Source organism: Staphylococcus sp. HMSC035D11, from assembly GCF_001836075.1.
Classification (GTDB): domain Bacteria; phylum Bacillota; class Bacilli; order Staphylococcales; family Staphylococcaceae; genus Staphylococcus; species Staphylococcus hominis.
The window spans coordinates 1-23537 of sequence record NZ_KV827218.1 but is presented as its reverse complement, the minus strand read 5'-3'; the positions used below and the strand labels follow the sequence as shown (position 1 = coordinate 23537).

Here is a 23537-nt window from a genome sequence, read left to right as displayed (position 1 = left end):
GCGATGTTCATAAATATACTTTTAGGGTATATACAGAATAGTTATTTTTAAAGGAGGAAGTAAGATGGACTATATTGAATTCTATAATGGAAATCAAATGCCAATGTTAGGACTTGGAACATTTCGAGTAGAAAATGACGATACTTGTAAAGAAGCAGTTAAACATGCTATTGAATCTGGGTATCGTAGCATAGATACTGCTAAAGTATATGGAAATGAAGAACAAGTAGGCCAAGGTATCAAAGAAGGATTAGAATCAACAGGTTTAAATAGAGAAGATATTTTCGTAACATCAAAATTATTTTTCGAAGATTTCGGACGTAAAAATGTGGCTCAAGCCTACGAAACTAGTATCCAAAAACTTGGGTTAGATTATTTAGATTTATACTTAGTACATTGGCCAGGGACAAATGAAGCCATAATGATTGATACATGGAAAGGTATGGAAGATTTATATAAAGATAATAAAGTTAAAAACATTGGAGTTAGTAATTTTAATCCAGATCATTTTGAAGCATTATTAGCACAAGTGTCAATTAAACCAGTCATTAACCAAGTAGAATTTCATCCATACTTTACTCAAGAAAAACTTAGAAAATATTTAGAAGCTCAAAATATTTATATGGAATCTTGGTCACCATTTATGAATGCTCAAATTTTAAACGATGAAACGTTAAATGAAATTGGTAAAGAAGTTAATAAATCAGCAGCACAAGTTATTATTAAATGGAATATGCAACATAACGTCGTCGTTATTCCCAAATCAGTTACATCAAGCAGAATTGAAGAAAATATAGATGTATTTGATTTTGAATTATCAGCAGAGCAAATGAAACGAATTGATGATTTAAATAAAGATCAACGTATAGGACCTGATCCAGATACATTTGAAGGTCAATAAATTTAATTAAAAAAGAGTGAACTTGTAGGTTAATTTACTACACAGTTCACTCTTTTGTTATATTATAAAACCAATCCAACAAGCAATAAATCCTATAACAAATTGCAATAGAGAATACATCATAAATTTAAAAAGTTTAAAAGACGGTGTTAGACATTGCGCAAGCTCATAAGACATGGTTGAAAATGTCGTTAAACCTCCTAAAAATCCAGTAATAAAAAACATATGTATCCAGTTTAAGTGAATAGAGAGGCCAGTTGTTAAACCAATGAGAAAACTTCCAATCCAGTTGACGATTAAAGTAGCAATAGGTATTGAAGTAGACCATTTGGATTTAGTGACATCAGTTAGCCATGCTCTAACGACAGCGCCTAAACCACCGCCAATCATAATTAAAAGAGCTTGTATCAAGATGTAAGACCTCCTAATGTCATACCTATCCAGCACAAGATAACACCAAAGCAATAACTTATAAATGCATAAACCAAAGCTAAGATAATATGATGGCTGTAAAGTAATGTGACTAACTCAAATTGAAATGTTGAAAATGTTGTTAAAGCGCCTAAAAAACCAGTTGTAATACCTTTTTTAATTTTAGGGTGATCTTTAAATAATTTAATCATTACTACAGAAAGATAACCCATAAGAAAAGCACCTGACAGGTTAGCTATCAATGTGCCAATTGGAAAGATGCTACTCTGATTCATAAAGGAAAACAAAAATCTTAATAAAGCGCCCAACATACCACCTATAAACACGGTTATATATTGCATAATATACTCACCTTTATATAATATTTTATGCGTATTTGATTATGAAAAAATGCCAAACGTTGTAACAGAAGCAAAAATATGGAACAAAATTACTACTAATATGACATAAGGTAATATGTTAGAAGCGGTCTTAATCCAATCTTTATTTTTATAATTTAAATGTTTAATTGCTTTATCAGAAAATATAATTGAAGCCATAAGGATGACAACATTTACAATACTACATGCAATTAATAAATTTTTTATTGATTTAAATTGAATGCTTAATAAAGGATTAAATGTATTAAAATAAAAGCTAATAATTAAAAGAATAACTGATATATAAAAATATTTTTTTGATTTAGACATAATATACCTCCGATTTATACCATTAAATAATATTACCATATTTAATTTCATTTTTAATAGTACCTTTATCATATGGTTTTAATTTTCAGAAAATTAAAAGCAAAACATTCGCATACACAAAAAAAGCATGATATAAATAACATAACGAAATAGTAAAACATCCTGTACATAAAAAAATAATCATACATATGGTGTCTTTTCATAAAGCAAGCTATATTCGTAATATAAATGAGAAGGGAAGATTTTATGACTCAATTAAATGTAGACGTATTTGCTGATGGTGCAGATATCGAACAAATGAAAGCTGCATACAAAAATAAAGAAGTAGATGGTTTTACAACAAATCCTAGCTTAATGGCAAAAGCAGGTGTAACAGATTATAAAGCTTTTGCAGAAGAAGCAGTACGTGAAATTCCTGATGCTTCTATATCATTTGAAGTATTCTCAGATGATTTAGACACAATGGAGAAAGAAGCAGAAATTTTAAAGCAATATGGAGACAATGTGTTTGTTAAAATTCCAATTGTGAACTCAAAAGGTGAGTCTACAATCGAATTAATTAAAAAGTTATCAGCTGATCATGTTCGTTTAAATGTAACTGCTGTTTATACAATTGAACAAGTTAAAGCTATTACAGAAGCAGTGACTGAAGGTGTACCTACATATATCTCTGTCTTTGCGGGACGTATTGCTGATACGGGTGTAGATCCACTTCCTTTAATGAAAGAATCTGTAAAAGTCGCACATAGTAAAAATGGTGTTAAATTATTATGGGCAAGTTGCCGTGAAGTGTTCAATGTTATCCAAGCTAATGAAATTGGCGCCGATATTATCACTTGTCCAGCAGATGTTGTCAAGAAAGTTAACAATAATCTTGGACGCGATATTAATGAATTGCCAGTGGATACAGTTCAAGGATTTGCAAAAGATATTAAAAGTTCTGGATTATCAATATTATAAAATCACTATATCTAATTATGATCAACCGAGTCTAAGACTACAAACATGTCTTAGACTCGGTTTTAGTGTTATATGAATATCAAAGAGAAGGAGTAATAAAGTATCTTGAGTTGTATCTTTCTTTTTTATTGAGTTTGTTTTAAAATCGGTGTTCAGTTAAAATTTATAAATATAATTAAATAGAAAGGAATTAAGTTATGGAAGAAACTGCTTTTAGAGAAAAAGTAAGAAAACAATTGTGGTTTTTAAATAGAAAAGAAAAGCAATTATTAGAACATACTTTTGAACAAAATAATGCTTCATTTAATAATGCAGAACAGAAATTTATGAAACCTACTCGTTTTGCTAATCAATTTTTACAGGTTTATATTTTTCGAAATAAACATTTTTCAAATGGATATTTTTTCTTATTAATTATATTATTTGTTCTCACATACATTCTATTGCTAGGATGGTTTTTAGCTGGATTTATCGCAAGTTTAGCAGTAGTCAATCAGTTTATAAATCCTAAAGCAGAATTAAGTCTAATCTATCTTGTATTAATCTTAGTTTTTGCCATTATTAGTTTGATTGTCAGTTTGTATCTCATAAGATTTGTGACTGCTTTGTTTACTAAAAGATTACTTGAATATAAATTTAATGAAAAGAAGTCGTCTTATTAATTAAATAGGCTAATAGAATACTTTCTTGCCATTTTTTATAAACTAAAATGTAAGGCTCATCCACTACGCATTGAGCTGAATTATCAAAGGTAATAATGGTTTTATTTTGAGAAGACGTTAATCCAATAATACGTTGAGCATTAAAATATATTTGTATGGGTGCGCGTTGATGTTTGATTGGAAATAAAATGACGTCTTTAGAAATGTAAATAGGAACTAGTTTATTGATAGATAATAAGCGTTTAGCTAATTTAAGTTGTTGTGTATATGATTTATTAAATTGTTCTAGATAGTATATGACAATCTTTTTAATATGAAAGGGTAGAATCATATCATATGTTTTAAAACAACATTTAGTCTGAATTGTGGAACCTTCTAAAGTTTGAATGTATAACAAATCGAAAGTATTATGAGGTAACATGCCAATCACCTTCTAAATAATATTGCTGAAGTTTGATACGGGCAGAAGATTTATATTTTTTAATTGTAGTGTCTGAGACATTCATCTTTTTAGCGATTTCATATTGTTTGTATCCACGAAGATAATATATCAGCCATTGATATTCATTTGAATTTAAAATATATTTGAAATCATTAAAAAAAGATTCATCTTTCAATGTATAAGTTAAAGAATGATTTAACGCTGCAATATCTAAGCAGTCAATCTTCAATTGCTCCTTTCTAAAAAGATCAATAAGATAAAACTTTAATCGCTGATAAATAAAAGAGGATAAAGATACAGAGGAAGATGGGTTATAAATTTTGGAGATTTCCCACAATTTTATTAATAATAATTGATAAAATTCATCATAATTATAAGTGATACGGTATTGTCTTAACAAATGATGCATCATTTTATGATATTTTATGTGTAATGAACTAAAATCTAAAATAGTTATTCTTTCTCCTTAGTTATGTACATAAACAATATTTCCGGATGTATAAATTCTACATGAGGTATCGTGAATTTTCATTTGCTTAATTTAATAAATAGGTGTTAAATAGTAAACATAGAATCGTTGGATTGGATGATATATGGCTTTAACAAGTTTGTAAGATTAATATTCGACATTTGTACAATAAAATATAGGAGGTATGAAGTTGGATTACGCACATTTAAATCTTGAGCACTTTTTTGCAAGACATGATGATTTAGACGTCATTAGAGATCGTTCTGAATTTGTAATGATAAATAATTTTACAAATGAAATGATGTATCGTGATGGTGATATTGAAGGGACAATTGATTTAAATCAATATTATTATAAGAATAGATCGCAAGCTGTCAGTTTTATTATGATGGATTATAAAAGAAATAACGAATAATTAAATATGTTAACCTTACTACAAATAACTATATTTATTTAATAGATAAAAATCATTGAGTAATGAAATGTAGAGTATTTCATTACTTTTTATTTTTTATTAAATTTCAATTTTGTTACTTTTATTTTATGAATATGTAACATTATAATTATAAAATTGTTTATGAGAATTAAAAATGTTAGAATTTATTATCATAGATGACTTTTCTATAAATGAAATTACAACATTAACCTAAGAGGTGTGAATATGACAAAGCACAGAAAAGGTTCTATTATAGGCCTAATAGGGTTACTTATTATTTTAGTAGCAGCTGGCTTCATTTTTTTCTCAATGATTTCTGATCAGATATTTTTCAAAAAAGTAAATGAAGTAGAGAAAGTTCAACATGTGAACGTCACGCTTGATAAAGCTGCTGCAAAACAAATAGATAACTATACAAGTCAACAAGTATCGAATAAAAACAATAATGCATGGAGAGATGCATCAGCAAGTGAAATTAAAGGTGCAATGGATAGTAGTAAATTTATCGATGATGATAAACAAAAATATCAATTTTTAGATTTATCTAAATATCAAGGGATTGATAAAAATCGTATCAAACGTATGTTGTTCGATCGACCTACATTATTGAAACATACTGATGCTTTTGTAAATGCTGCAAAAGAAAAACATGTTAATGAAGTCTATTTAATTTCTCATGCATTATTAGAAACAGGTTCAGTAAAAAGTGAACTTGCGAATGGTGTAAATATTGATGGTAAAAAATATTATAATTTTTATGGCGTTGGAGCTTTAGATGAAGATCCAATCAAAACAGGTGCTGAATATGCGAAAAAACATGGTTGGGATACACCAGAGAAAGCAATTAAAGGTGGCGCAGACTTTATTCATAAACACTTCCTATCTCACGATGATCAAAATACATTATATAGCATGAGATGGAATCCTATGAATCCTGGTGAACATCAATATGCGACTGATATTAAATGGGCTGAAAGTAATGCGGAAATTATTGCTGATTTCTATAAAGAAATGAAAACAGAAGGTAAATACTTCAAGCTATATGTTTATAAAGATGATCAAAAACATCAATAATCAAAATAAAAACCAACATTATCTTTAATTAGATGATGTTGGTTTTTTTATTTATTCAGCTTTGTTTTTTCTTGAAGCCCAAGTAAATCCAATGATAAAAACAATTAATGTTTTTAATAAAAATTTCATTGTTTAGTCACCTCAATATCTAAATTTTAACATAGTTACACATGATTATTTATGTTTTGAAATGGATCATCGTGTTAATAGTGAAACATTTTGAAGTCGAGAATCGTATTGGTATAATATGATAATATTCAACATAATACAAATATATAAAAGGATGATGTTAAATATGCGAGTAGCAATTATAGGCATGGGTACAGCAGGTGTAAGTGTACTTAGACAACTCGTTAAACATAAAGACTTTAAGCAATTAAAAGTCGATGTCTACGATAATGAATTTAATATGGGACAGGGTGTTCCTTTTCAAAATGATAGTAGTCAATTATTAATTAACTTACCCACTAAAAAGATGAGTTTAAATTTAGATGATGATGAAGAGTTTTGGAAATGGTATCAAACACAATCTGATTTTACGTTTAAAAATCCAAAGTATTTACCAAGATTTGTTTTTGGCCATTATATGAAATCATACTTATCAAATTATGAGACATTATATGATAACCTTACAGTCATTAAACAACCAGTACAAGAAGTCTTCATTAATTCAAATGTAGATGAAACCACATTGAAATATTATGTCTGTACGTCTAAAGATATGAAGCATTGTCAAGTATATGATTACATATTTTTAACTATAGGTACTTTATCATATCACGATCCTTATCATTTAAAAGGTATAAAAGGTTATATTCAAACTCCTTACCCTACATATAATACTTTAGATGATGTACAAGAATCTGATGATATTGCTATTATTGGAACAGGATTAGCTAGTTTAGATGTAGTGCGTTATGTAGCGTTTCATCATCCTAAACTACCTATCACAATGACGAGTCGTTCTGCTCAATTGCCTAGCGTAAGAGGAAACATGAAAAAAATTGAGTTTCAATGTTTAACAAAATCTAAATTTAATGATATTAAAGATAAGTACTTTGGAAATGTGCCATTAGAGAAAGCATTCGATTTATTTAAAGAAGAGTGTGATTTAAATGGTATTGATTTACAGAAATTGGTTCACCGCCGAACAGGAGATACGATTAAAGATTTAAATTATGATTTAGAACATCCAGATGAGATAGGTATATTCCAAACATTAATAGAGAATGTCAAAGAAAATTTAAATTGGATTTGGAATAGTTTTAGTCGTCAAGATCAAATTGAATTCGATAAACGTTTCACTAAAATTATTCAACTTAACTCAAACCCTATGCCTCCAAGAACTGCAAAACTCATCAAGCAATTAATAAAAGATGGTTCATTAGTGATTAGAAAGGATTTAGAAAATGTGGTACATAAAAATGGACTATTTAATTTAAAATTTAAAAATGATGAACAATGGTATCCACATCATATTATTATTAATGCAACAGGTTCTAAAACACATTTAAAAGATTTAGATGAAGATGATCAATTTATCTTAAATCTTCAAAATCGACAAATTGTTCAAGCCCATCCTATGGGTGGAATACAAATTATCCCAGAAACAAATCAGGTGATTAGTCCAAGATATGGTACTTTAAATAATATGATTGCTATTGGACAAATCACTAATGGAGTAAATAAATTGCGGAATGGAGTAAAAATGATTGTTAATCAAGCGGTAAGTGCAGTGGATTATTTATATGAAATTCGAAAAGAATTTGATCATACAGTATAATGCTTTACACAATAATGAATAAATATCTCTTTAAGAGTTAAATTTAAAAATCAAATTGAAATTCTTTATTTGTAATTTTCCAAAAATAAATGTAAGATGATATATGTAGTACTAAACTACGATGACTCAAATTTAATCACAATTTCATACGTATTCTTTCGGGGCAGGGTGTAATTCCCAACCGGCAGTAATTAAGCCTGCGACCCACTTAATCTTAATTTATTAAGTGGCTGATCTAGTGAGACTCTAGAGCCGACAGTAAAAGTCTGGATGGGAGAAAGAATCAATCACATCATTACTGAATGATGTATAAGCATGCACAATATAAAAATTGTAGTACGCTTATTTAAGTATATACATGCCCTATGCCTGTGAAACAGGTATGGGGTTTTTTTAGAGGTGATAAATTGAGTGAATTTATGAAATATGCAATTCAATTAGCACAAATGGTGAAGGGACAAACTGGAGTTAATCCTCCTGTTGGCTCAGTTGTTGTGAAGGATGGGCGTATTGTGGGACTAGGTGCACATTTAAAGCAAGGAGAGAAACATGCGGAAGTTCAGGCTTTAGATATGGCACAAGATAAAGCAAAAGGCGGCACCATTTATATTTCTCTTGAACCCTGTACACATTATGGGTCAACACCACCTTGTGTGAATAAAATTATTGAACATGGGCTTAGTAAAGTGATTTATGCTGTAAAAGATACGACGTTATCTTCTGAGGGAGATATCATTCTTGAAAAGGCAGGTATTGAAGTTGAATATCAATATTCAGAAGAAGCTTTTGCTTTGTATGAAGATTTCTTCAAAGCAAAACAACATAAAATCCCTGAAATTACAGTAAAAGTCTCGACTTCGTTAGATGGGAAACAAGCGACTGATAGTGGACAAAGTCAATGGATTACGAATAAAGCTGTAAAACAAGATGTATATCGTTTAAGACATACTCATGATGCCGTATTAACTGGTAATGGAACGCTTGAAGCGGATAATCCACAATATACAACACGTATTCAAGATGGTAAACATCCAATAAGAATCATACTATCTAAGCGAGGTCAAATTGATTATTCAAAACAGATATTTCACGATCAATTAAGTGAAATTTGGATTTATACTGAAAATCATGAACTAAAAAGTCCAAGTCATCATATAAAAATAATATATTTAGAAACATGTAATTTAAAATCTATTTTATCTGATATATATCAAAGAGGTGTTGGCAGATTATTAGTAGAAGCTGGGCCTCATATAACTTCAGAATTTCTCCAATCTAATTATTTAGACCATCTTATTATTTATTATGCCCCGAAAATAATAGGCGGTATTGGAAAAAATCAATTTTATCAAACTGATAATGTCATTGATTTAGCTAACGCGCCACAATTTGAAGTGATTTCTACCGAGTCTATTCAACAAAATATTAAAATGACATTGCGAAAGAAGTGAAGATAAATGTTTACAGGTATCGTTGAAGAAATAGGTACTGTAAAGCGTATTCGCACTCAACAATCCGTAAGGACATTAGATATTTCATGTCAAAAAATTATAGAAGATATGCATATTGGTGATTCTATAAGCGTAAATGGTGCGTGTTTAACAGTCATTGATTTTAAACAAAATCAATTTTCTGTCCAAGTGATTAAAGGTACTGAAAATAAAACCTATTTAGCTAATATTAAAGAAAATGATGAAGTCAATCTTGAACGTGCAATGTCAGGTAGTGGACGTTTCGGAGGACATTTTGTATTAGGTCATGTAGATGCAAAAGGAACAATTATAAATATCAGAGAAACGCCTAATTCACGCATTGTATCTATTAAGGCATCGGACTCGGTCATCAAACAAATGGTTAAGCAAGGTTCTATTACTGTTGATGGCGTAAGTTTAACAATTTTTGACTTGCATCAACATAGTTTTGATATCCATCTTATTCCTGAAACAAGACGTTCAACGATTCTTTCTAATAAAAAAATGGGCGATGAAGTTCATCTTGAAACAGATGTATTATTTAAATATGTTGAAAGTATAGTTGGTAAAAATAAATCTGATTTATCAGTTGATAAATTAAAAGCATATGGTTTTTAGGAGGGGCTTAAATGAAATTCGATAGCATTGAAGAAGCGTTAGAAGCATTAAGAAATGGCGATAGTATTATTGTAGTAGATGATGAAGATCGTGAAAATGAAGGTGACTTAATTGCAGTCACTCAATGGATGAAAGATGATACCATTAATTATATGGCCAAAGAAGCGCGTGGATTAATTTGTGCTCCTATAAGTTCACAGATTGCTGAACGTCTAAATCTTAAAACTATGGTTGATGGTAATACAGATGAATACGGTACAAATTTCACTGTAAGTATCGATCATATCTCTACTACTACAGGAATTAGTGCATTTGATCGTACAGCAACAGCGAAAGCGTTAATTAATCCTGATTCTAAACCAGAAAGTTTCCATAAACCAGGACATTTATTTCCTTTAGTGTCTAAAGAAAAAGGTGTATTAGTTAGACCAGGACATACGGAGGCTGCTGTAGATTTAGCTAAATTAACTGGTGCTGCACCTGCTGGAGTTATATGTGAGATAATGAATGACGATGGTACGATGGCAAAAGGTAATGAATTACAACAATTTAAAGAGCGTCATCAATTAAAAATGATTACAATTGAAAGTTTAATTAATTATCGTCGCAAACAAGAAAGCGAAGGTATTGAACTTAAAGCAACTGTAAAAATGCCAACGGATATTGGTGATTTTAAAATGTATGGTTTTCAATCTCAATATACACATGAAGATATTGTTGTACTTGGCAAAGGAGAACCACGTACAACTGAAAATGTAAGACTACATTCTGCTTGTTTAACAGGTGATATTTTCCACAGTCAACGATGTGATTGTGGCGCTCAATTAGAAGCATCAATGAAATATATAAATGATCATGGTGGATTAATTATTTATTTACCACAAGAGGGTAGAGGCATTGGTTTAATGAATAAACTAAAAGCTTATGAATTAATTGAGCAAGGACATGATACGGTTACTGCAAACTTAGCATTAGGTTTTGATGAAGACTTAAGAGATTATCATATAGCTGCTCAAATTCTTAAATATTTTAATGTTCAACAAGTTAATTTATTAAGTAATAATCCTAAGAAATTTGAAGGCTTGAAAGATTATGGTATAAAAGTTGCAGATCGTACAGAAATTATTGTGCCAGAAACGGAACATAATCATCATTATATGGAAACAAAAAAATTGAAAATGGGACATCTTATTTAGGAGGAATTTAGAATGAATTTTGAAGGTAAATTAGTCGGTACAAATTTAAAAGTTGCAATAGTAGTGAGTAGATTTAATGATTTTATTACCAATCGTTTATTAGATGGAGCGAAAGATACATTAGTAAGACATGGTGTAGATGAAGATAACATTGATGTTGCGTATGTACCAGGTGCATTTGAAATTCCACTTGTTGCTAAAAAATTAGCGCAAAAAAATGATTATGATGCAGTGATTACTTTAGGCTGTGTCATTAGAGGTGCAACATCTCATTATGACTATGTTTGTAATGAAGTTGCTAAAGGCGTATCAAAAGCAAATGATGTTACGAATACACCAGTTATTTTCGGTGTTTTAACAACTGAAAGTATTGAACAAGCAGTTGAAAGAGCGGGTACGAAAGCAGGTAATAAAGGTGCAGAAGCGGCAGTAAGTGCAATTGAAATGGCAAACTTACTTAAACAGTTTTAATTAATGTAGAGCGTCTCGATAATTTTAAGGATTATCGAGACGCTCTGTATTTCAACGTTTTAGTAATTTCACAATACTAGATACTAATGTAAGTGTTCCTAAAGCTAGTCCACTAACTAAGCCAATTTTTTTTAGTGCTTCTGTTGAAATAAATTCTTGATAGGCAAGAGAAAGATTTTGAGGTCTCTCAGCCAGGCGACGCATGAAATAAGCAAACCAGTCATTGCCATATGGAACATAAACGGTAAAGTGATATCCTTGTCTAGCAATCTCTTCTGCTAATTCATTACGAAAACCATACAACATTTGAAATTCAAAAGTGCTTTTTTCAATATGATGATCTTTGACAAATTGTTTAACATGGTTAATGATTTTATCATCATGTGTTGCAATTGACGTAAAGTTTTTGGCATTAAGTAAACGTTTTTCAATAATATTTATATAATTTTTATCTATATCTTTTTTACTTTGATAAGCAATCGTATCCTTTTCTTTATAAGCGCCTTTGACCAGTCTTAATCGTAATTCTGGGTACTTATCAATTAATTTCTCTGCATCATAAAGGTATCCTTGAATAACTGTACCGACATTTCTAAATTCTCCTTTTAACCTGTCTAAAATCTGTAATGTTTGTGATAAGCTGTTATATTTTTCCATATCAATATTAATATGCATATTATCATAGGTATTAGCCTTTAATAAAATGTCTCTTAAATTTTGATAGGCTAACTCAGTATCAAATTCACCGCCTAATGAACTCACTTTCACCGACATATGTGCACTCACTTGATATTTATTAATAGCTTCCATTATCTCAAGAATTTCATTTTTAGCTTGAGTCGCTGCTGCTTTAGTATTAACAAATTCTCCAAGATTATCTACAGTAACATCAATATGTTTAGCGTTTAAACGTTCAATCGTATCAATGAGTTGTTCTATAGTATTACCCGCAACAACTCTATTAGCCCCCATGGTAGGTCCGATTTCTTTAGCCATTTCATTTAAATATGTAATATTTGATAATGTTATGAAAAAATCTCTGAATAAAGACATATCTATTCCTCCATCCCACTCGTATCTATCTCTATAACAAGTTTAGCATGAATACATCGTTTAAGAAAGCGTTTACATTTAGGAGGTAAAATACGTTTAAATTCATTAGTCATAAATTAAGAGAATCTATATACTGTTTAACAACAATTAAAGGTATAATTTGATATAATACATTTGATAAACATTCAATTAGAGAGGATTCAAAAATATGTGGAAGTGGGAAACAGAACATGACGCTAAAGGCGTAATCATCATAGTACATAATATGTTAGAACATACTGGTAGATATGCGTATGTGATTACGATGTTGAGACGTAATGGTTATCACGTAATTATGGGTGATTTACCTGGACAAGGTCAAACTTCACGAGCTAACAGAGGTCAACTACAACGTTTTGAAATTTACCATGAACAGTTAGTTGAATGGATAAAAATTGCAAACGAATATAAATTACCAACATTTGTTATGGGTGTTGGATTAGGTGGTTTAATTATTCTCAATTTACTTGAAAAGACTGAACTACCTATTGAGGGCATATTACTACTCTCTCCAATGCTTGAATTTAAGAAAAATTATAAAACACGAAAAAATATGTTTATATCTAATATTGGAAAGAGCTCAAAAGGTACACAATTTAAATTAGGAATAGATTATGAAGATTTAACTCGTAATTCAGAAGTGATTAATGAGACAAATCATGACGGATTGATGTTAAAGAAAGTATCTTACAAATGGTTTAACATTATTAATGAAACGATGAAAGACACATCACAACATATTAAAGATATCAAACCGTTACCCACTTTATTAATGTATGGTACCGAAGATAAAATTTTAGAAACATCTTCAATAGATATTTTAAAACAACAATTTCTTGCAGATGAATTTTATTTTAAAGCGTGGAAAGGGTTTTATCATGAGATTCACAATGAACCTGAACGAGATCAAGTCATGAGATATATATTAACTTTCTTGAATAATAGCGTAAATACAATGGGATTTATTGTACAAGAAGAAGATATTGAGGAAGTATAAGATAATCTTTAAAAATCTATAAAGAATAGCTCGTAGAAGACAGATATCTACGAGCCTATTCTATATCAAAATTATGGTTATAATATTATAAATGAGCTAAAATTACAATATAAGTAGAATTATAACTATCAATTACTTTTTATAAATTGTATGAATTTAGTATTAGAATTATAATATAAATATTGATTTAAAAAATATAGTTGATATATTATTAAAAAATACCAAATCGTATAAACTTAATAATAAATTGAATTATAGTTATTATACATAATATGAGAGATCAAGGGGAATGAATTATGAAATTACAAAAAAAAGAAACGGTATCTATGGTATTGAAATTAGAGAAATTATTGAAGGATATAGATTCTATATTTAGAATTATTTATGAGAAGTATCATTTAAATAAAGAAGAAGTACTTATTTTATTAACGTTATGGGAAAAGGGGCCTATGACATTAAAAGAGATGGATCAATACGTTAATATCAAGTCATATAAACGAACAAGAACGTATAATAATTTAGTTCAATCTGATTGGGTTTACAAAGAGCGTCCAATTGACGACGAACGTACGGTTATTATCCATTTTAATGAAGAAAAAAATAAATATAGAAATGAATTATTAGATTTTATTACTACTATTATTAAAAGAAAATATGAATCTTTAGAAAATAGTTTGAATTCATTGATGAGCGTTTAATATAAAAAAACCCGTAAATTAAAACTACGATTTGATGTTTTAATTTATGGGTTTTAAAATTTAACGTTTTTCAATCGCACATATAAAAGGTGCATGATTAACTTGATTGATAAATTGATATTTTAATATGTGTGCTTTACTTTGATCAAAGTTTTCGAGATATTTTAATAATTCATCTCTTTCGATTTGTCCTTCCTCATGTCCATGATAAATCACTAGTACAATAATACCTTCTGTACTTAATAGTTTAAAAATACTTTCAATAGCTTGAATAGTGGTTTCAGGTTTAGTAACAATGGATTTATCACCTTTAGGCAGATATCCCAAATTGAAAATAGCTGCATCCACGTTTCCGATGATATCACTTGGTATATCATTTAAGATATTTTCATGTCCATCATGTATCAATGTAACATGTTTAAAAGGTGCTATTTTTTCTTTTGTATGTTCAATAGCTTCTTTTTGTATATCGAAACCAAACACTTTGCCATTTGGAACCTGTTCAGCTAAAAATAGGGTATCATGGCCGTTACCACAGGTAGCATCAATAACAATACTATCTTCTTGAATATGTTGCTTAATAAGTGTTTTAGCAAAAGGAAGAATGCGTTCTAATTTCATGAATTCACCTTAGTATTAGATGTGTAAAACTTACCTTGATAAGATTCACGACGTGCTAATTCATCATCTATTTCATTGAGAACTTCCCACTTGTTAACACTCCACATTGGTCCTACCATTAAATCAATCGGTCCATCTCCAGTAATACGATGAATAATCATGTCTGGCGGAAGGATTTCAAGTTGATCACACACTAAGTTTGTATAATCTTCTTGCGTCATAAATTCAAGCATACCTTTTTCGTATTGTTTAACCATTGGTGTACCTTTAAGTAAATGTAATAAATGGATTTTAATACCTTGAACATCCATTTGTGCCACTTCTCGTGCTGTTTCCATCATCATATGATAATCTTCACCTGGTAAGCCATTAATGATGTGTGTACATACGTTAATATTATGTTTACGCAATTTAGCTACACCTTCGTAATACGTTTGCATATCGTGAGCACGATTAATTAAATCAGAGGTCTTTTGATGAACTGTTTGAAGACCAAGTTCCACCCATAAATAAGTACGTTGATTTAGTTCAGCTAAGTATTCAACCACATCATCTGGCAGACAATCTGGACGTGTAGCGATAGATAAACCAATAACTCCTTCTTCTTTTAACACAGGTTCATATTTTTCTTTTAAAACTTCTACAGGTGCATGGGTATTAGTAAATGCTTGGAAGTAAGCAATATATTTACCTTCACTCCATTTTTCATGCATTCGTTCTTTAATTTGTTGGAATTGTACTTCAATTGGATCGGCTCTATTTCCTGCAAAGTCACCACTACCAGCTGCTGAACAAAATGTACAACCGCCATGTGCGACAGTACCATCTCTATTTGGACAGTCAAATCCGCCATCTAGAGCAACTTTAAAAATTTTCTGTCCGAATTTATTTTTTAAATGGTAATTCCATGTATGATATCGTTTATTTTCAAAGGCATACGGGAAATACTTACCCATAACACATTATCCTTTCTATCTAACTTAGTTCTAAGTAAAGATTTTAACATATTTTAATGTTATAGTGTTTATTATAGTTCGATAAAAATATAAAGAGAGGACTTAAAAATTATGAATATACCTAGATCAGTATGGTGGCTAGTTATAGGAATGGCATTAAATATAACTGGCTCTAGCTTTTTATGGCCTTTAAATACGATTTATATGAAAGAAGAATTAGGAAAAAGCTTGACAGTTTCTGGGATTGTTCTAATGATTAATTCTTTTGGAATGGTAGTTGGTAACTTACTAGGTGGAACGTTGTTCGATAAGTTAGGTGGTTATAGAACAATCATGATAGGTACTATTACTTGTTTGTTTAGTACAACATTACTTAATTTCTTTCATGGATGGCCGTGGTATGCAGTTTGGTTAGTGCTACTTGGTTTTGGTGGGGGAATGATTGTTCCAGCAATCTATGCAATGGCTGGTGCCGTTTGGCCTAATGGTGGCAGAACAACTTTTAATGCTATTTACTTAGCTCAAAACATAGGTGTTGCTACCGGAGCTGCAATGGGAGGATTCGTTGCTGAATTTAGCTTTAATTTTATCTTCTTAGCTAATTTAATCATGTACGTATTATTTGGAATTGTAGCCTTTACGCAATTTAATTTAGAATACCATGCTAAAGTGAAATCACCAGATAGTCTAGATATCCAAAGTAAAGAAAATAAAAAACGTTTTATAGCTTTAATACTATTATGTGCCATGTTTAGTATTTGTTGGATTGGATACATTCAATGGGAAACAACAATAGCTTCATTTACGCAACAAATTAATATTTCAATGTCTCAATATAGTGTATTATGGACAGTAAATGGAATTATGATTTTAGTTGCACAACCATTAATTAGACCAGTCATTCGTTTGTTAAAAGGAAACTTAAAATATCAAATGTTTGTTGGTATTTTAATTTTTATGTTGTCATTCTTTGTTACAAGTTTTGCAGAACAATTTACTGTTTTCTTAATAGGAATGATTATTCTTACTTTTGGTGAAATGTTTGTATGGCCTGCAGTACCAACGATTGCCAATTATTTAGCACCGCAAGGTAAGCAAGGTCAATATCAGGGTGTAGTAAATTCTGCATCAACTGTAGGGAAAGCATTTGGTCCTCTAATCGGGGGTATATTGGTAGATACATTCAATATGAGTGCAATGTTCATAGGAATGATCATTCTTTTATTAATTGGAATGTTTTTCTTATCTATTTTTGATAAGGGTCTACCAAAACATTCACAACATGAAAATCGTTGAAAGACAACTTGAAATTAAACATATAAAATATGCTGAACCACTTGCAATTAGGTTACGAATCTCATAATATTAAACTGTATTGGAGTAGTAACTTAAATACTTTTCTAAAGAGAGCTAGTGGTGGTGCAAACTAGCGTTAAGAATTAAGTGAACTTACCGTTAATTAATCGAATTTAAAACATCTCTTACTATTATAAAGTGCACATGTAAAATGTGAATGAGGGTGGTACCGCGGCTAAAGAAAGTCGTCCCTGTCAAAAGTAATAGTTTGAGGTGTTTTATTTTTATTAGGAGGAAAATACTTTGGGTTATAATCACAAAGAGATTGAACAGAAATGGCAAAATTATTGGGCTGAGAATAAAACATTCAAAGCAAGCGATAATTTAGGCCAAAAAAAATTCTATGCATTAGATATGTTTCCATATCCATCTGGTGCGGGATTACACGTAGGACATCCAGAAGGATATACTGCAACGGATATTATTTCTCGTTATAAACGTATGCAAGGATATAATGTATTACATCCAATGGGGTGGGATGCCTTTGGATTACCCGCTGAGCAGTACGCGTTAGATACAGGAAATGATCCTAGAGAATTTACTAAAAAGAATGTTCAAACATTTAAACGTCAAATTCAAGAACTAGGTTTTAGTTATGACTGGGATCGAGAAGTTAATACTACAGATCCTGAATATTATAAATGGACGCAATGGATTTTTATTCAGCTTTATAATAAAGGACTCGCATATGTAGATGAGGTTGCAGTAAACTGGTGTCCAGCACTTGGTACAGTGTTATCAAATGAAGAGGTTGTAGATGGTGTATCAGAACGTGGAGGTCATCCTGTATATAGACGTCCGATGAAACAATGGGTATTAAAAATTACAGAATATGCCGATCGTTTATTAGAAGATTTAGATGAATTAGATTGGCCTGAATCAATTAAAGATATGCAAAGAAACTGGATTGGTCGTTCTGAAGGTGCACGTGTGTCATTTAATGTTGAAAATACTAATGACACTATTGATGTGTTTACAACACGTCCAGATACTATCTACGGTACAACATTCTTAGTACTTAGTCCTGAACATGCGTTAGTGAATGAAATGACTACTGATGACAAAAAAGAAATGGTTCAACAGTATCAAGAAGAAGCATCAAAAAAATCAGACTTAGAGCGTACTGATTTAGCAAAAGATAAATCAGGTGTGTTTACTGGGGCGTATGCTATTAACCCGTTATCAGGTAAGAAACTTCCAATTTGGATTGCTGATTATGTATTATCGACTTATGGTACAGGTGCAGTTATGGCAGTACCAGGACATGATGAGCGAGACCATGAATTTGCTAAGAAATTTGATTTACCTATCATTGAAGTTATCGAGGGCGGAAACGTTCAAGAAGAAGCATATACTGGAGAAGGTGCACATATCAATTCTGGCGAACTAGATGGGCTAGATAATAAAGAAGCAATTTCTAAAGCAATTACTTTACTCGAAGCCAAAGGTGCTGGCGAGAAAAAAGTGAATTACAAATTACGTGACTGGTTATTTAGTAGACAACGTTATTGGGGAGAACCAATTCCAGTGATTCATTGGGAAGATGGTACGATGACAACTGTGCCTGAAGAAGAACTTCCATTATTACTTCCTGAAACTGACCAAATCAAACCATCTGGTACGGGTGAATCACCATTAGCCAATATTGATGACTTTGTAAATGTTGTTGATGAAAAAACAGGCATGAAAGGTCGTCGCGAAACAAATACTATGCCACAATGGGCTGGTAGTTGTTGGTATTATTTACGATATATTGATCCACATAATGAGAATATGTTAGCAGATCCAGAGAAATTAAAACATTGGTTGCCGGTAGACTTATATATTGGTGGAGTAGAACATGCTGTCCTTCACTTACTGTATTCAAGATTCTGGCATAAAGTATTATATGATTTAGGTGTAGTTCCTACGAAAGAACCATTCCAAAAATTATTCAACCAAGGTATGATTCTCGGTGAAGGCAACGAAAAAATGAGTAAATCTAAGGGTAACGTTGTTAATCCTGATGATATCGTAGCATCACATGGCGCAGATACATTACGCCTATATGAAATGTTTATGGGACCATTAGATGCAGCTATAGCATGGAGTGAAAATGGATTAGATGGCTCTAGACGTTTCTTAGATCGTGTATGGAGATTATTCATTAATGAAGATGGGTCATTATCTAATAAAATTGTTGAAAATAACGATAATTCATTAGATAAAGTTTATAATCAAACGGTTAAAAAAGTGACTGAAGACTTTGATACTCTTAACTTTAATACGGCAATTAGTCAATTAATGGTATTTATCAATGATTGTTATAAAGCGAATCACATTTACAAACCTTATGTAGAAGGATTTGTTAAAATGTTAGCACCAATTGCCCCTCACATTAGTGAAGAGTTATGGCAACGTTTAGGCAATCAAGAAACTATTACGTATCAACCTTGGCCTACGTATAATGAATCATTACTTGTAGATGATGAGATTGAAATTGTAGTGCAAGTTAATGGTAAAGTAAGAGCGAAAATCAATATTCCTAAAGACTTATCTAAAGAAGATATGCAAGAGTTAGCATTACAAAATGAAAATGTTAAACTATCTATAGAAGGTAAAGAGATTAAAAAAGTTATCGCTGTACCTCAAAAATTAGTGAATATCGTTGCAAAATAATGGAAGAGGAGTTTTAAAATGGAAACAATTACAGTAGATCAATTAAAAGAGAAAATACTAGGATCTAATCCAGTAAATATTATCGATGTGCGAACAGATGAAGAAACTGCAATGGGTACAATTCCTGGTGCTAAAACTATTCCAATGGATCAAATTGCTGATAACTTAAATCAATTTAATAAAAATGAAACGTACTACATCGTTTGTGCTGCAGGTGTTCGTAGTGAAAAAGTAGCGAACTACCTTGAAAATGAAGGTATTCATGCAGTTAATGTTGAAGGTGGCATGCAAGCATGGGGTGATGAAGGTATTGAAATAGACAGTATATAATGATTTATAGATATTTAAACAATAATACAGAAAAACAGCGAAGTTATGATTCTTCGCTGTTTTTTTATAATTTAACTTATTTTTAATATTTTTATATTATTTAGTTGTAGTACTTTTAATTTTATTATGATATTATATTTAAGTGTGAATATAATATTATGTAAGTGATAGTAACAACTATAGCATACATAAAACATTTTCATTATAACAATTGACATCAAGAGAGAACATCAAGGAGGAAACATAATGAATCTTTTTAAAAAACAGAAATTTAGTATTCGTAAATTTAGTGTGGGGACATTTTCAACGCTAATTGCTACATTAGTGTTTTTATCACATCCTGGTCATGCAGCAACTCATGATGCAGAAACAAATACAAGTGCGCCACAAACGAATGAAAGTGCGACGATTAATAAACAAAATACTAATATTGAACAACCACATAATGAAACAACGTCAGCAAATACATCTAATTCAAATGAAAATAATCGAAATAATGAAAGTAATACTTCAAGTGATTATTCAATTAACCGTGAACGTGAAGAAGGTACAGTGAATAATGTAATTAATAGCACTGAAAATAATACAAATCATAATGAGAAAGTAACAACTAATGACGTAGTTAGTAATGAAAATAATCATGAAACTACAAACGTTAATCAACCACATAGAAGAGGGAAACGTTCAGTAGATAACACTCCTAGTACTACAAATACAGATCCGATGGCTGTAAATGAACAAAATACTGGTCAAATCATTAATGGGACATTTACAGATAATTCACAGGGTGCGACGATACCGACTAAGAATTTAGAGTCTGCAATGAATGAAGCAAATACTGTACCGGGTTGGCATGTAAATAGTAATGATCAAACCATCATTCCATTAATTTGGGGTCCTAAATCGTTGCCCGCATACAATCCTTATATATTCGATAAAACCAATAATAAAATTGGTGTAGTACTATCAAAATATAATGGTAACTTTAATCAAGTTCCAGGTATAGCTGATCCTACAGTAGGATCAATTTACCAAGATGTTGATGTTACTCCTGGATCAGAAATCCAATTACATTATATTTCTAGTAGTATGAATAATATATGGGGGGTTAATGGTGCAAGAGTGTATATTTACGATGCGAATAATCCTTCTACACTTTTATATAAAGGAACTCCGGATATATTACAGAACCCAATTGGTAACTTTGTAGGTGTATTTCAAGTGCCAGAAACAGTCTCACGATTAAGATTAAGATTTGAATCGGCATTAAATCGTAGTACTGATTCTACTAATGGACATAGACTCCTTACTGGTCCTAATAACTTTGGAGGCGGAGTGTTAGCTGATGTTACCATTAATAGTGGCGCATATTTAACTGCGACAGTAAATAATACACACTACTTTGCACAATCTGGATCCATAAATGCTGATCGAGTTTATCAAGAAATAGGGTTTAGAATTGAAAATAGAGGACATTCTAATTCAAATAAAACAGAATATACGATTGTTTTACCAGAAGATGTGACATATGTATCTACAAAAAATGCTACTGGAAAATTTAATGCAGCAACTAAAGAGTTAACAGTTAAAATAGATCGACTTGAAGCAGGAGCAAGTAAAAATATTTCTATAGGATTATCCTTACCAACTGATCGACCAATTGAAAAAGAATTCTTAGGACATTTGACTTATGTTACAGATGGTATAAATATGAATAGGTTAAGTGATTCTAAAGATTTTGGACGTAATAATGGCGATCATTATACAAGATACGGTGTGCATAATGAATTTGTAAGTGTTGATTCTGCTATGCGACAAGGAGATATTGTATTAGATAAACAAACTATTACAGTTAAAATGTATAAGCAACATTTGAGAGACAAAGTAACAGAAATTGAGGATGATTTAGCCAATCTTGATCAAAACGATAATTCACCAGAAGTATGGGAAGCAATGCAAGTGGTACTTAGAAAAGCTAAAGAAGTATTAGCTGAAACAGATGAGATGCCTATAAGTGAATTGAAAGATCAAGCAACGATTAATAGTATCGATTTAAACTTAGATAAAGCACATGCTAAATTATCATTAGACAAAGTTGCAAGAACTAAAAGAGCGCTCTTTATGGGTAACGATACAGCTACAATTGAAGAAAAAAATGCTGTGATTGAGCAAGTGAATCAAGCACTACAATCTAGTTATACAACTGTTGATCAATCAATGACTTCAAATGATGTAGCAACAAATAAAGACACTGGAATTAATGAAATTACAATGATTGATCTTACTCCAACAGTAAAGCAAGCAGCAATTGATGAATTAACTGAAAGAGCAAATGCTAAAAAAGTAGAGTTTGATAATAATCCTGATGCAACAGTAGAAGAAAAAGAAGCTGCAAAAGCAACGATTGATAATTTAGTGTCAGAGGCTACAACAAATATTATGAATGAAACTACAAATAATGGTGTAGCGCAACAAAAAACAAGTAGCATAGATAGTGTGAATGCTGCTACTATAACTCCAACTGTTCGAAGTAACGCTAGAACTGCAATAGATAATATAGCATCTGCAAGAAAAGTTGAAATAGATAAGGATAATAATGCAACTTTAGAAGAAAAAAATGCAGCTAAAACTGAGATAGATAATTTGGTAGCTAGAGCAAAAGCAGATATTAATAGTCTAAATCACAATAATGAAATTGAAATATTAAAAGAAAACAAAGTAAACGAAATATCACAAGTAGTAGCGCATCCAGTAAAGAAAAATGCTGCTGCACAAGCAATTGATCAAGCCGCTATAGCTAAAAAACAAGAAATTGATTTAATAGAAGATGCGACTATAGAAGAAAAAGAAGTCGCAAAGGTAAAAGTAGATAAAATAGTAACCGAAGCTAAAAATAATATTAATCAAGCAACTACTAATTCAAGTGTAGATGATGCACAAAATGAAGGAATAACTGCAATTAATGCAGTTATTCCAGAAGTGGTTAAAAAATCAGATGCAAGAGATACAATCGATGAGGTAGCCCGAATTAAAAAAGCAGCAATTGATCAAACACCTGATGCAACAGTAGAAGAAAAAGAGGCAGCAATAGCGAAAATAGATCAAGAGGTTACTAAGGCTAAGGAACAAATTCATCAAGCACTAAAAAATGAAAATGTAGATACTGCTAAAACAAATGGTACGAATTTTATTAATGCAATCCAACCAGAAATTACGAAAAAAAT

Annotated in this window: 24 protein-coding genes, 1 riboswitch and 1 other annotated feature; of the genes, 16 read left to right on the top strand and 8 right to left on the bottom strand. The window is 30.8% G+C overall.

Going from position 1 to position 23537, the window contains the following annotated elements; genetic code table 11:
- Nucleotides 1-64: 64 nt before the first annotated feature.
- Complete coding sequence (locus HMPREF2647_RS00915) at nucleotides 65-901, top strand: aldo/keto reductase (protein ID WP_017176370.1); 837 nt, start codon at nucleotides 65-67, stop codon at nucleotides 899-901.
- A 57-nt stretch (nucleotides 902-958) separates the two neighbouring features.
- Here the strand turns inward: HMPREF2647_RS00915 and HMPREF2647_RS00910 are convergent, their stop codons facing one another.
- Genes HMPREF2647_RS00910 through HMPREF2647_RS00900 form a run of 3 tightly spaced genes read right to left on the bottom strand, consistent with a single transcriptional unit; the run spans nucleotide 959 to nucleotide 2022 of the window.
- Entirely contained in the window at nucleotides 959-1312 is a 354-nt protein-coding gene (locus HMPREF2647_RS00910) for a fluoride efflux transporter FluC (RefSeq protein ID WP_017176369.1), read from the bottom strand.
- Nucleotides 1309-1674 (bottom strand): fluoride efflux transporter CrcB, encoded by a 366-nt coding sequence (gene crcB / locus HMPREF2647_RS00905; RefSeq protein WP_049415177.1) that lies wholly within the window; start codon nucleotides 1672-1674, stop codon nucleotides 1309-1311. The genes HMPREF2647_RS00910 and crcB overlap by 4 nt, the downstream gene beginning before the upstream one ends.
- 39 nt (nucleotides 1675-1713) lie before the next feature.
- Complete coding sequence (locus HMPREF2647_RS00900; RefSeq protein WP_070859324.1) at nucleotides 1714-2022, bottom strand: hypothetical protein; 309 nt, start codon at nucleotides 2020-2022, stop codon at nucleotides 1714-1716.
- Nucleotides 2023-2268: 246 nt separating this feature from the next.
- Between HMPREF2647_RS00900 and HMPREF2647_RS00895 the strand changes: the two genes are divergently transcribed.
- Nucleotides 2269-2982, top strand: a complete 714-nt coding sequence (locus HMPREF2647_RS00895; protein WP_017176366.1) for a transaldolase — start codon at nucleotides 2269-2271, stop codon at nucleotides 2980-2982.
- 197 nt (nucleotides 2983-3179) lie between these two features.
- Complete coding sequence (locus HMPREF2647_RS00890) at nucleotides 3180-3644, top strand: membrane protein (RefSeq protein WP_019835280.1); 465 nt, start codon at nucleotides 3180-3182, stop codon at nucleotides 3642-3644.
- On the opposite strand, the gene HMPREF2647_RS00885 is transcribed toward HMPREF2647_RS00890, so the two are convergent.
- Both HMPREF2647_RS00885 and HMPREF2647_RS00880 read right to left on the bottom strand, forming a co-directional pair.
- On the bottom strand, nucleotides 3619-4065 hold the full coding sequence (locus HMPREF2647_RS00885; protein ID WP_017176364.1) for a competence protein ComK: 447 nt from the start codon (nucleotides 4063-4065) through the stop codon (nucleotides 3619-3621). The genes HMPREF2647_RS00890 and HMPREF2647_RS00885 overlap by 26 nt on opposite strands.
- Nucleotides 4052-4498 carry a sigma-70 RNA polymerase sigma factor region 4 domain-containing protein gene (locus HMPREF2647_RS00880; RefSeq protein WP_070859321.1) on the bottom strand — a complete coding sequence of 149 codons (447 nt, stop codon included), beginning with the start codon at nucleotides 4496-4498 and terminating at the stop codon, nucleotides 4052-4054. Before HMPREF2647_RS00880 ends, HMPREF2647_RS00885 begins: the two co-directional genes overlap by 14 nt.
- 247 nt (nucleotides 4499-4745) lie before the next feature.
- On the opposite strand from HMPREF2647_RS00880, the gene HMPREF2647_RS00875 reads away from it, so the two are divergent.
- The 7 genes from HMPREF2647_RS00875 (at nucleotide 4746) to ribE (HMPREF2647_RS00845) (ending at nucleotide 11605) form a co-directional block, all read left to right on the top strand.
- Entirely contained in the window at nucleotides 4746-4970 is a 225-nt protein-coding gene (locus HMPREF2647_RS00875; RefSeq protein WP_002449634.1) for a hypothetical protein, read from the top strand.
- A 246-nt stretch (nucleotides 4971-5216) separates the two neighbouring features.
- A complete protein-coding gene (locus HMPREF2647_RS00870) occupies nucleotides 5217-6065 on the top strand; it encodes a peptidoglycan release complex glucosaminidase SagB (protein ID WP_037541107.1) in 849 nt (282 codons plus the stop codon).
- Between the two features lie 295 nt (nucleotides 6066-6360).
- Entirely contained in the window at nucleotides 6361-7848 is a 1488-nt protein-coding gene (locus HMPREF2647_RS00865) for an FAD/NAD(P)-binding protein (protein WP_048761776.1), read from the top strand.
- Between the two features lie 150 nt (nucleotides 7849-7998).
- Nucleotides 7999-8134: riboswitch (FMN riboswitch) on the top strand.
- 121 nt (nucleotides 8135-8255) lie between these two features.
- A complete protein-coding gene (gene ribD / locus HMPREF2647_RS00860) occupies nucleotides 8256-9299 on the top strand; it encodes a bifunctional diaminohydroxyphosphoribosylaminopyrimidine deaminase/5-amino-6-(5-phosphoribosylamino)uracil reductase RibD (RefSeq protein ID WP_017176360.1) in 1044 nt (347 codons plus the stop codon).
- Between the two features lie 6 nt (nucleotides 9300-9305).
- The gene (gene ribE / locus HMPREF2647_RS00855; protein WP_017176359.1) at nucleotides 9306-9938 is read left to right on the top strand and encodes a riboflavin synthase; all 633 of its coding nucleotides are present in this window, start codon (nucleotides 9306-9308) and stop codon (nucleotides 9936-9938) included.
- 11 nt (nucleotides 9939-9949) lie between these two features.
- Complete coding sequence (locus HMPREF2647_RS00850) at nucleotides 9950-11134, top strand: bifunctional 3,4-dihydroxy-2-butanone-4-phosphate synthase/GTP cyclohydrolase II (RefSeq protein WP_054105679.1); 1185 nt, start codon at nucleotides 9950-9952, stop codon at nucleotides 11132-11134.
- Nucleotides 11135-11146: 12 nt separating this feature from the next.
- Nucleotides 11147-11605, top strand: coding sequence for a 6,7-dimethyl-8-ribityllumazine synthase (ribE, locus tag HMPREF2647_RS00845; protein ID WP_002455177.1), 459 nt, complete (start codon nucleotides 11147-11149; stop codon nucleotides 11603-11605).
- A 51-nt stretch (nucleotides 11606-11656) separates the two neighbouring features.
- Here ribE (HMPREF2647_RS00845) and HMPREF2647_RS00840 read toward each other — a convergent pair whose 3' ends face one another.
- Entirely contained in the window at nucleotides 11657-12658 is a 1002-nt protein-coding gene (locus HMPREF2647_RS00840) for a proline dehydrogenase family protein (protein WP_070859318.1), read from the bottom strand.
- Nucleotides 12659-12866: 208 nt separating this feature from the next.
- Here HMPREF2647_RS00840 and HMPREF2647_RS00835 point away from each other — a divergent pair, with 208 nt between their 5' ends.
- Together HMPREF2647_RS00835 and HMPREF2647_RS00830 are read left to right on the top strand one after the other, a co-directional pair.
- Entirely contained in the window at nucleotides 12867-13694 is an 828-nt protein-coding gene (locus HMPREF2647_RS00835) for an alpha/beta fold hydrolase (protein ID WP_017176356.1), read from the top strand.
- 296 nt (nucleotides 13695-13990) lie between these two features.
- Complete coding sequence (locus HMPREF2647_RS00830; protein ID WP_002449620.1) at nucleotides 13991-14392, top strand: transcriptional regulator, SarA/Rot family; 402 nt, start codon at nucleotides 13991-13993, stop codon at nucleotides 14390-14392.
- Nucleotides 14393-14452: 60 nt separating this feature from the next.
- On the opposite strand, the gene HMPREF2647_RS00825 is transcribed toward HMPREF2647_RS00830, so the two are convergent.
- Complete coding sequence (locus HMPREF2647_RS00825; RefSeq protein ID WP_048680716.1) at nucleotides 14453-15013, bottom strand: tRNA 5-(aminomethyl)-2-thiouridylate-methyltransferase MnmM; 561 nt, start codon at nucleotides 15011-15013, stop codon at nucleotides 14453-14455.
- The gene (locus tag HMPREF2647_RS00820) at nucleotides 15010-15969 is read right to left on the bottom strand and encodes a tRNA modification radical SAM protein MnmL/YtqA (protein ID WP_017176354.1); all 960 of its coding nucleotides are present in this window, start codon (nucleotides 15967-15969) and stop codon (nucleotides 15010-15012) included. Before HMPREF2647_RS00820 ends, HMPREF2647_RS00825 begins: the two co-directional genes overlap by 4 nt.
- A gap of 111 nt (nucleotides 15970-16080) precedes the next feature.
- Between HMPREF2647_RS00820 and HMPREF2647_RS00815 the strand changes: the two genes are divergently transcribed.
- The 4 genes from HMPREF2647_RS00815 to HMPREF2647_RS00800 form a co-directional block, all read left to right on the top strand.
- On the top strand, nucleotides 16081-17265 hold the full coding sequence (locus HMPREF2647_RS00815) for an MDR family MFS transporter (RefSeq protein WP_070468247.1): 1185 nt from the start codon (nucleotides 16081-16083) through the stop codon (nucleotides 17263-17265).
- Between the two features lie 65 nt (nucleotides 17266-17330).
- Nucleotides 17331-17521: a binding site (T-box leader), on the top strand.
- A 47-nt stretch (nucleotides 17522-17568) separates the two neighbouring features.
- Nucleotides 17569-19983, top strand: coding sequence for a leucine--tRNA ligase (gene leuS / locus HMPREF2647_RS00810; protein ID WP_070859315.1), 2415 nt, complete (start codon nucleotides 17569-17571; stop codon nucleotides 19981-19983).
- An 18-nt stretch (nucleotides 19984-20001) separates the two neighbouring features.
- The gene (locus tag HMPREF2647_RS00805; protein WP_017176351.1) at nucleotides 20002-20313 is read left to right on the top strand and encodes a rhodanese-like domain-containing protein; all 312 of its coding nucleotides are present in this window, start codon (nucleotides 20002-20004) and stop codon (nucleotides 20311-20313) included.
- Nucleotides 20314-20559: 246 nt separating this feature from the next.
- Nucleotides 20560-23537 (top strand): SasC/FmtB family protein (locus tag HMPREF2647_RS00800; RefSeq protein WP_141756742.1); only part of this gene is annotated, 2978 nt, incomplete at its 3' end.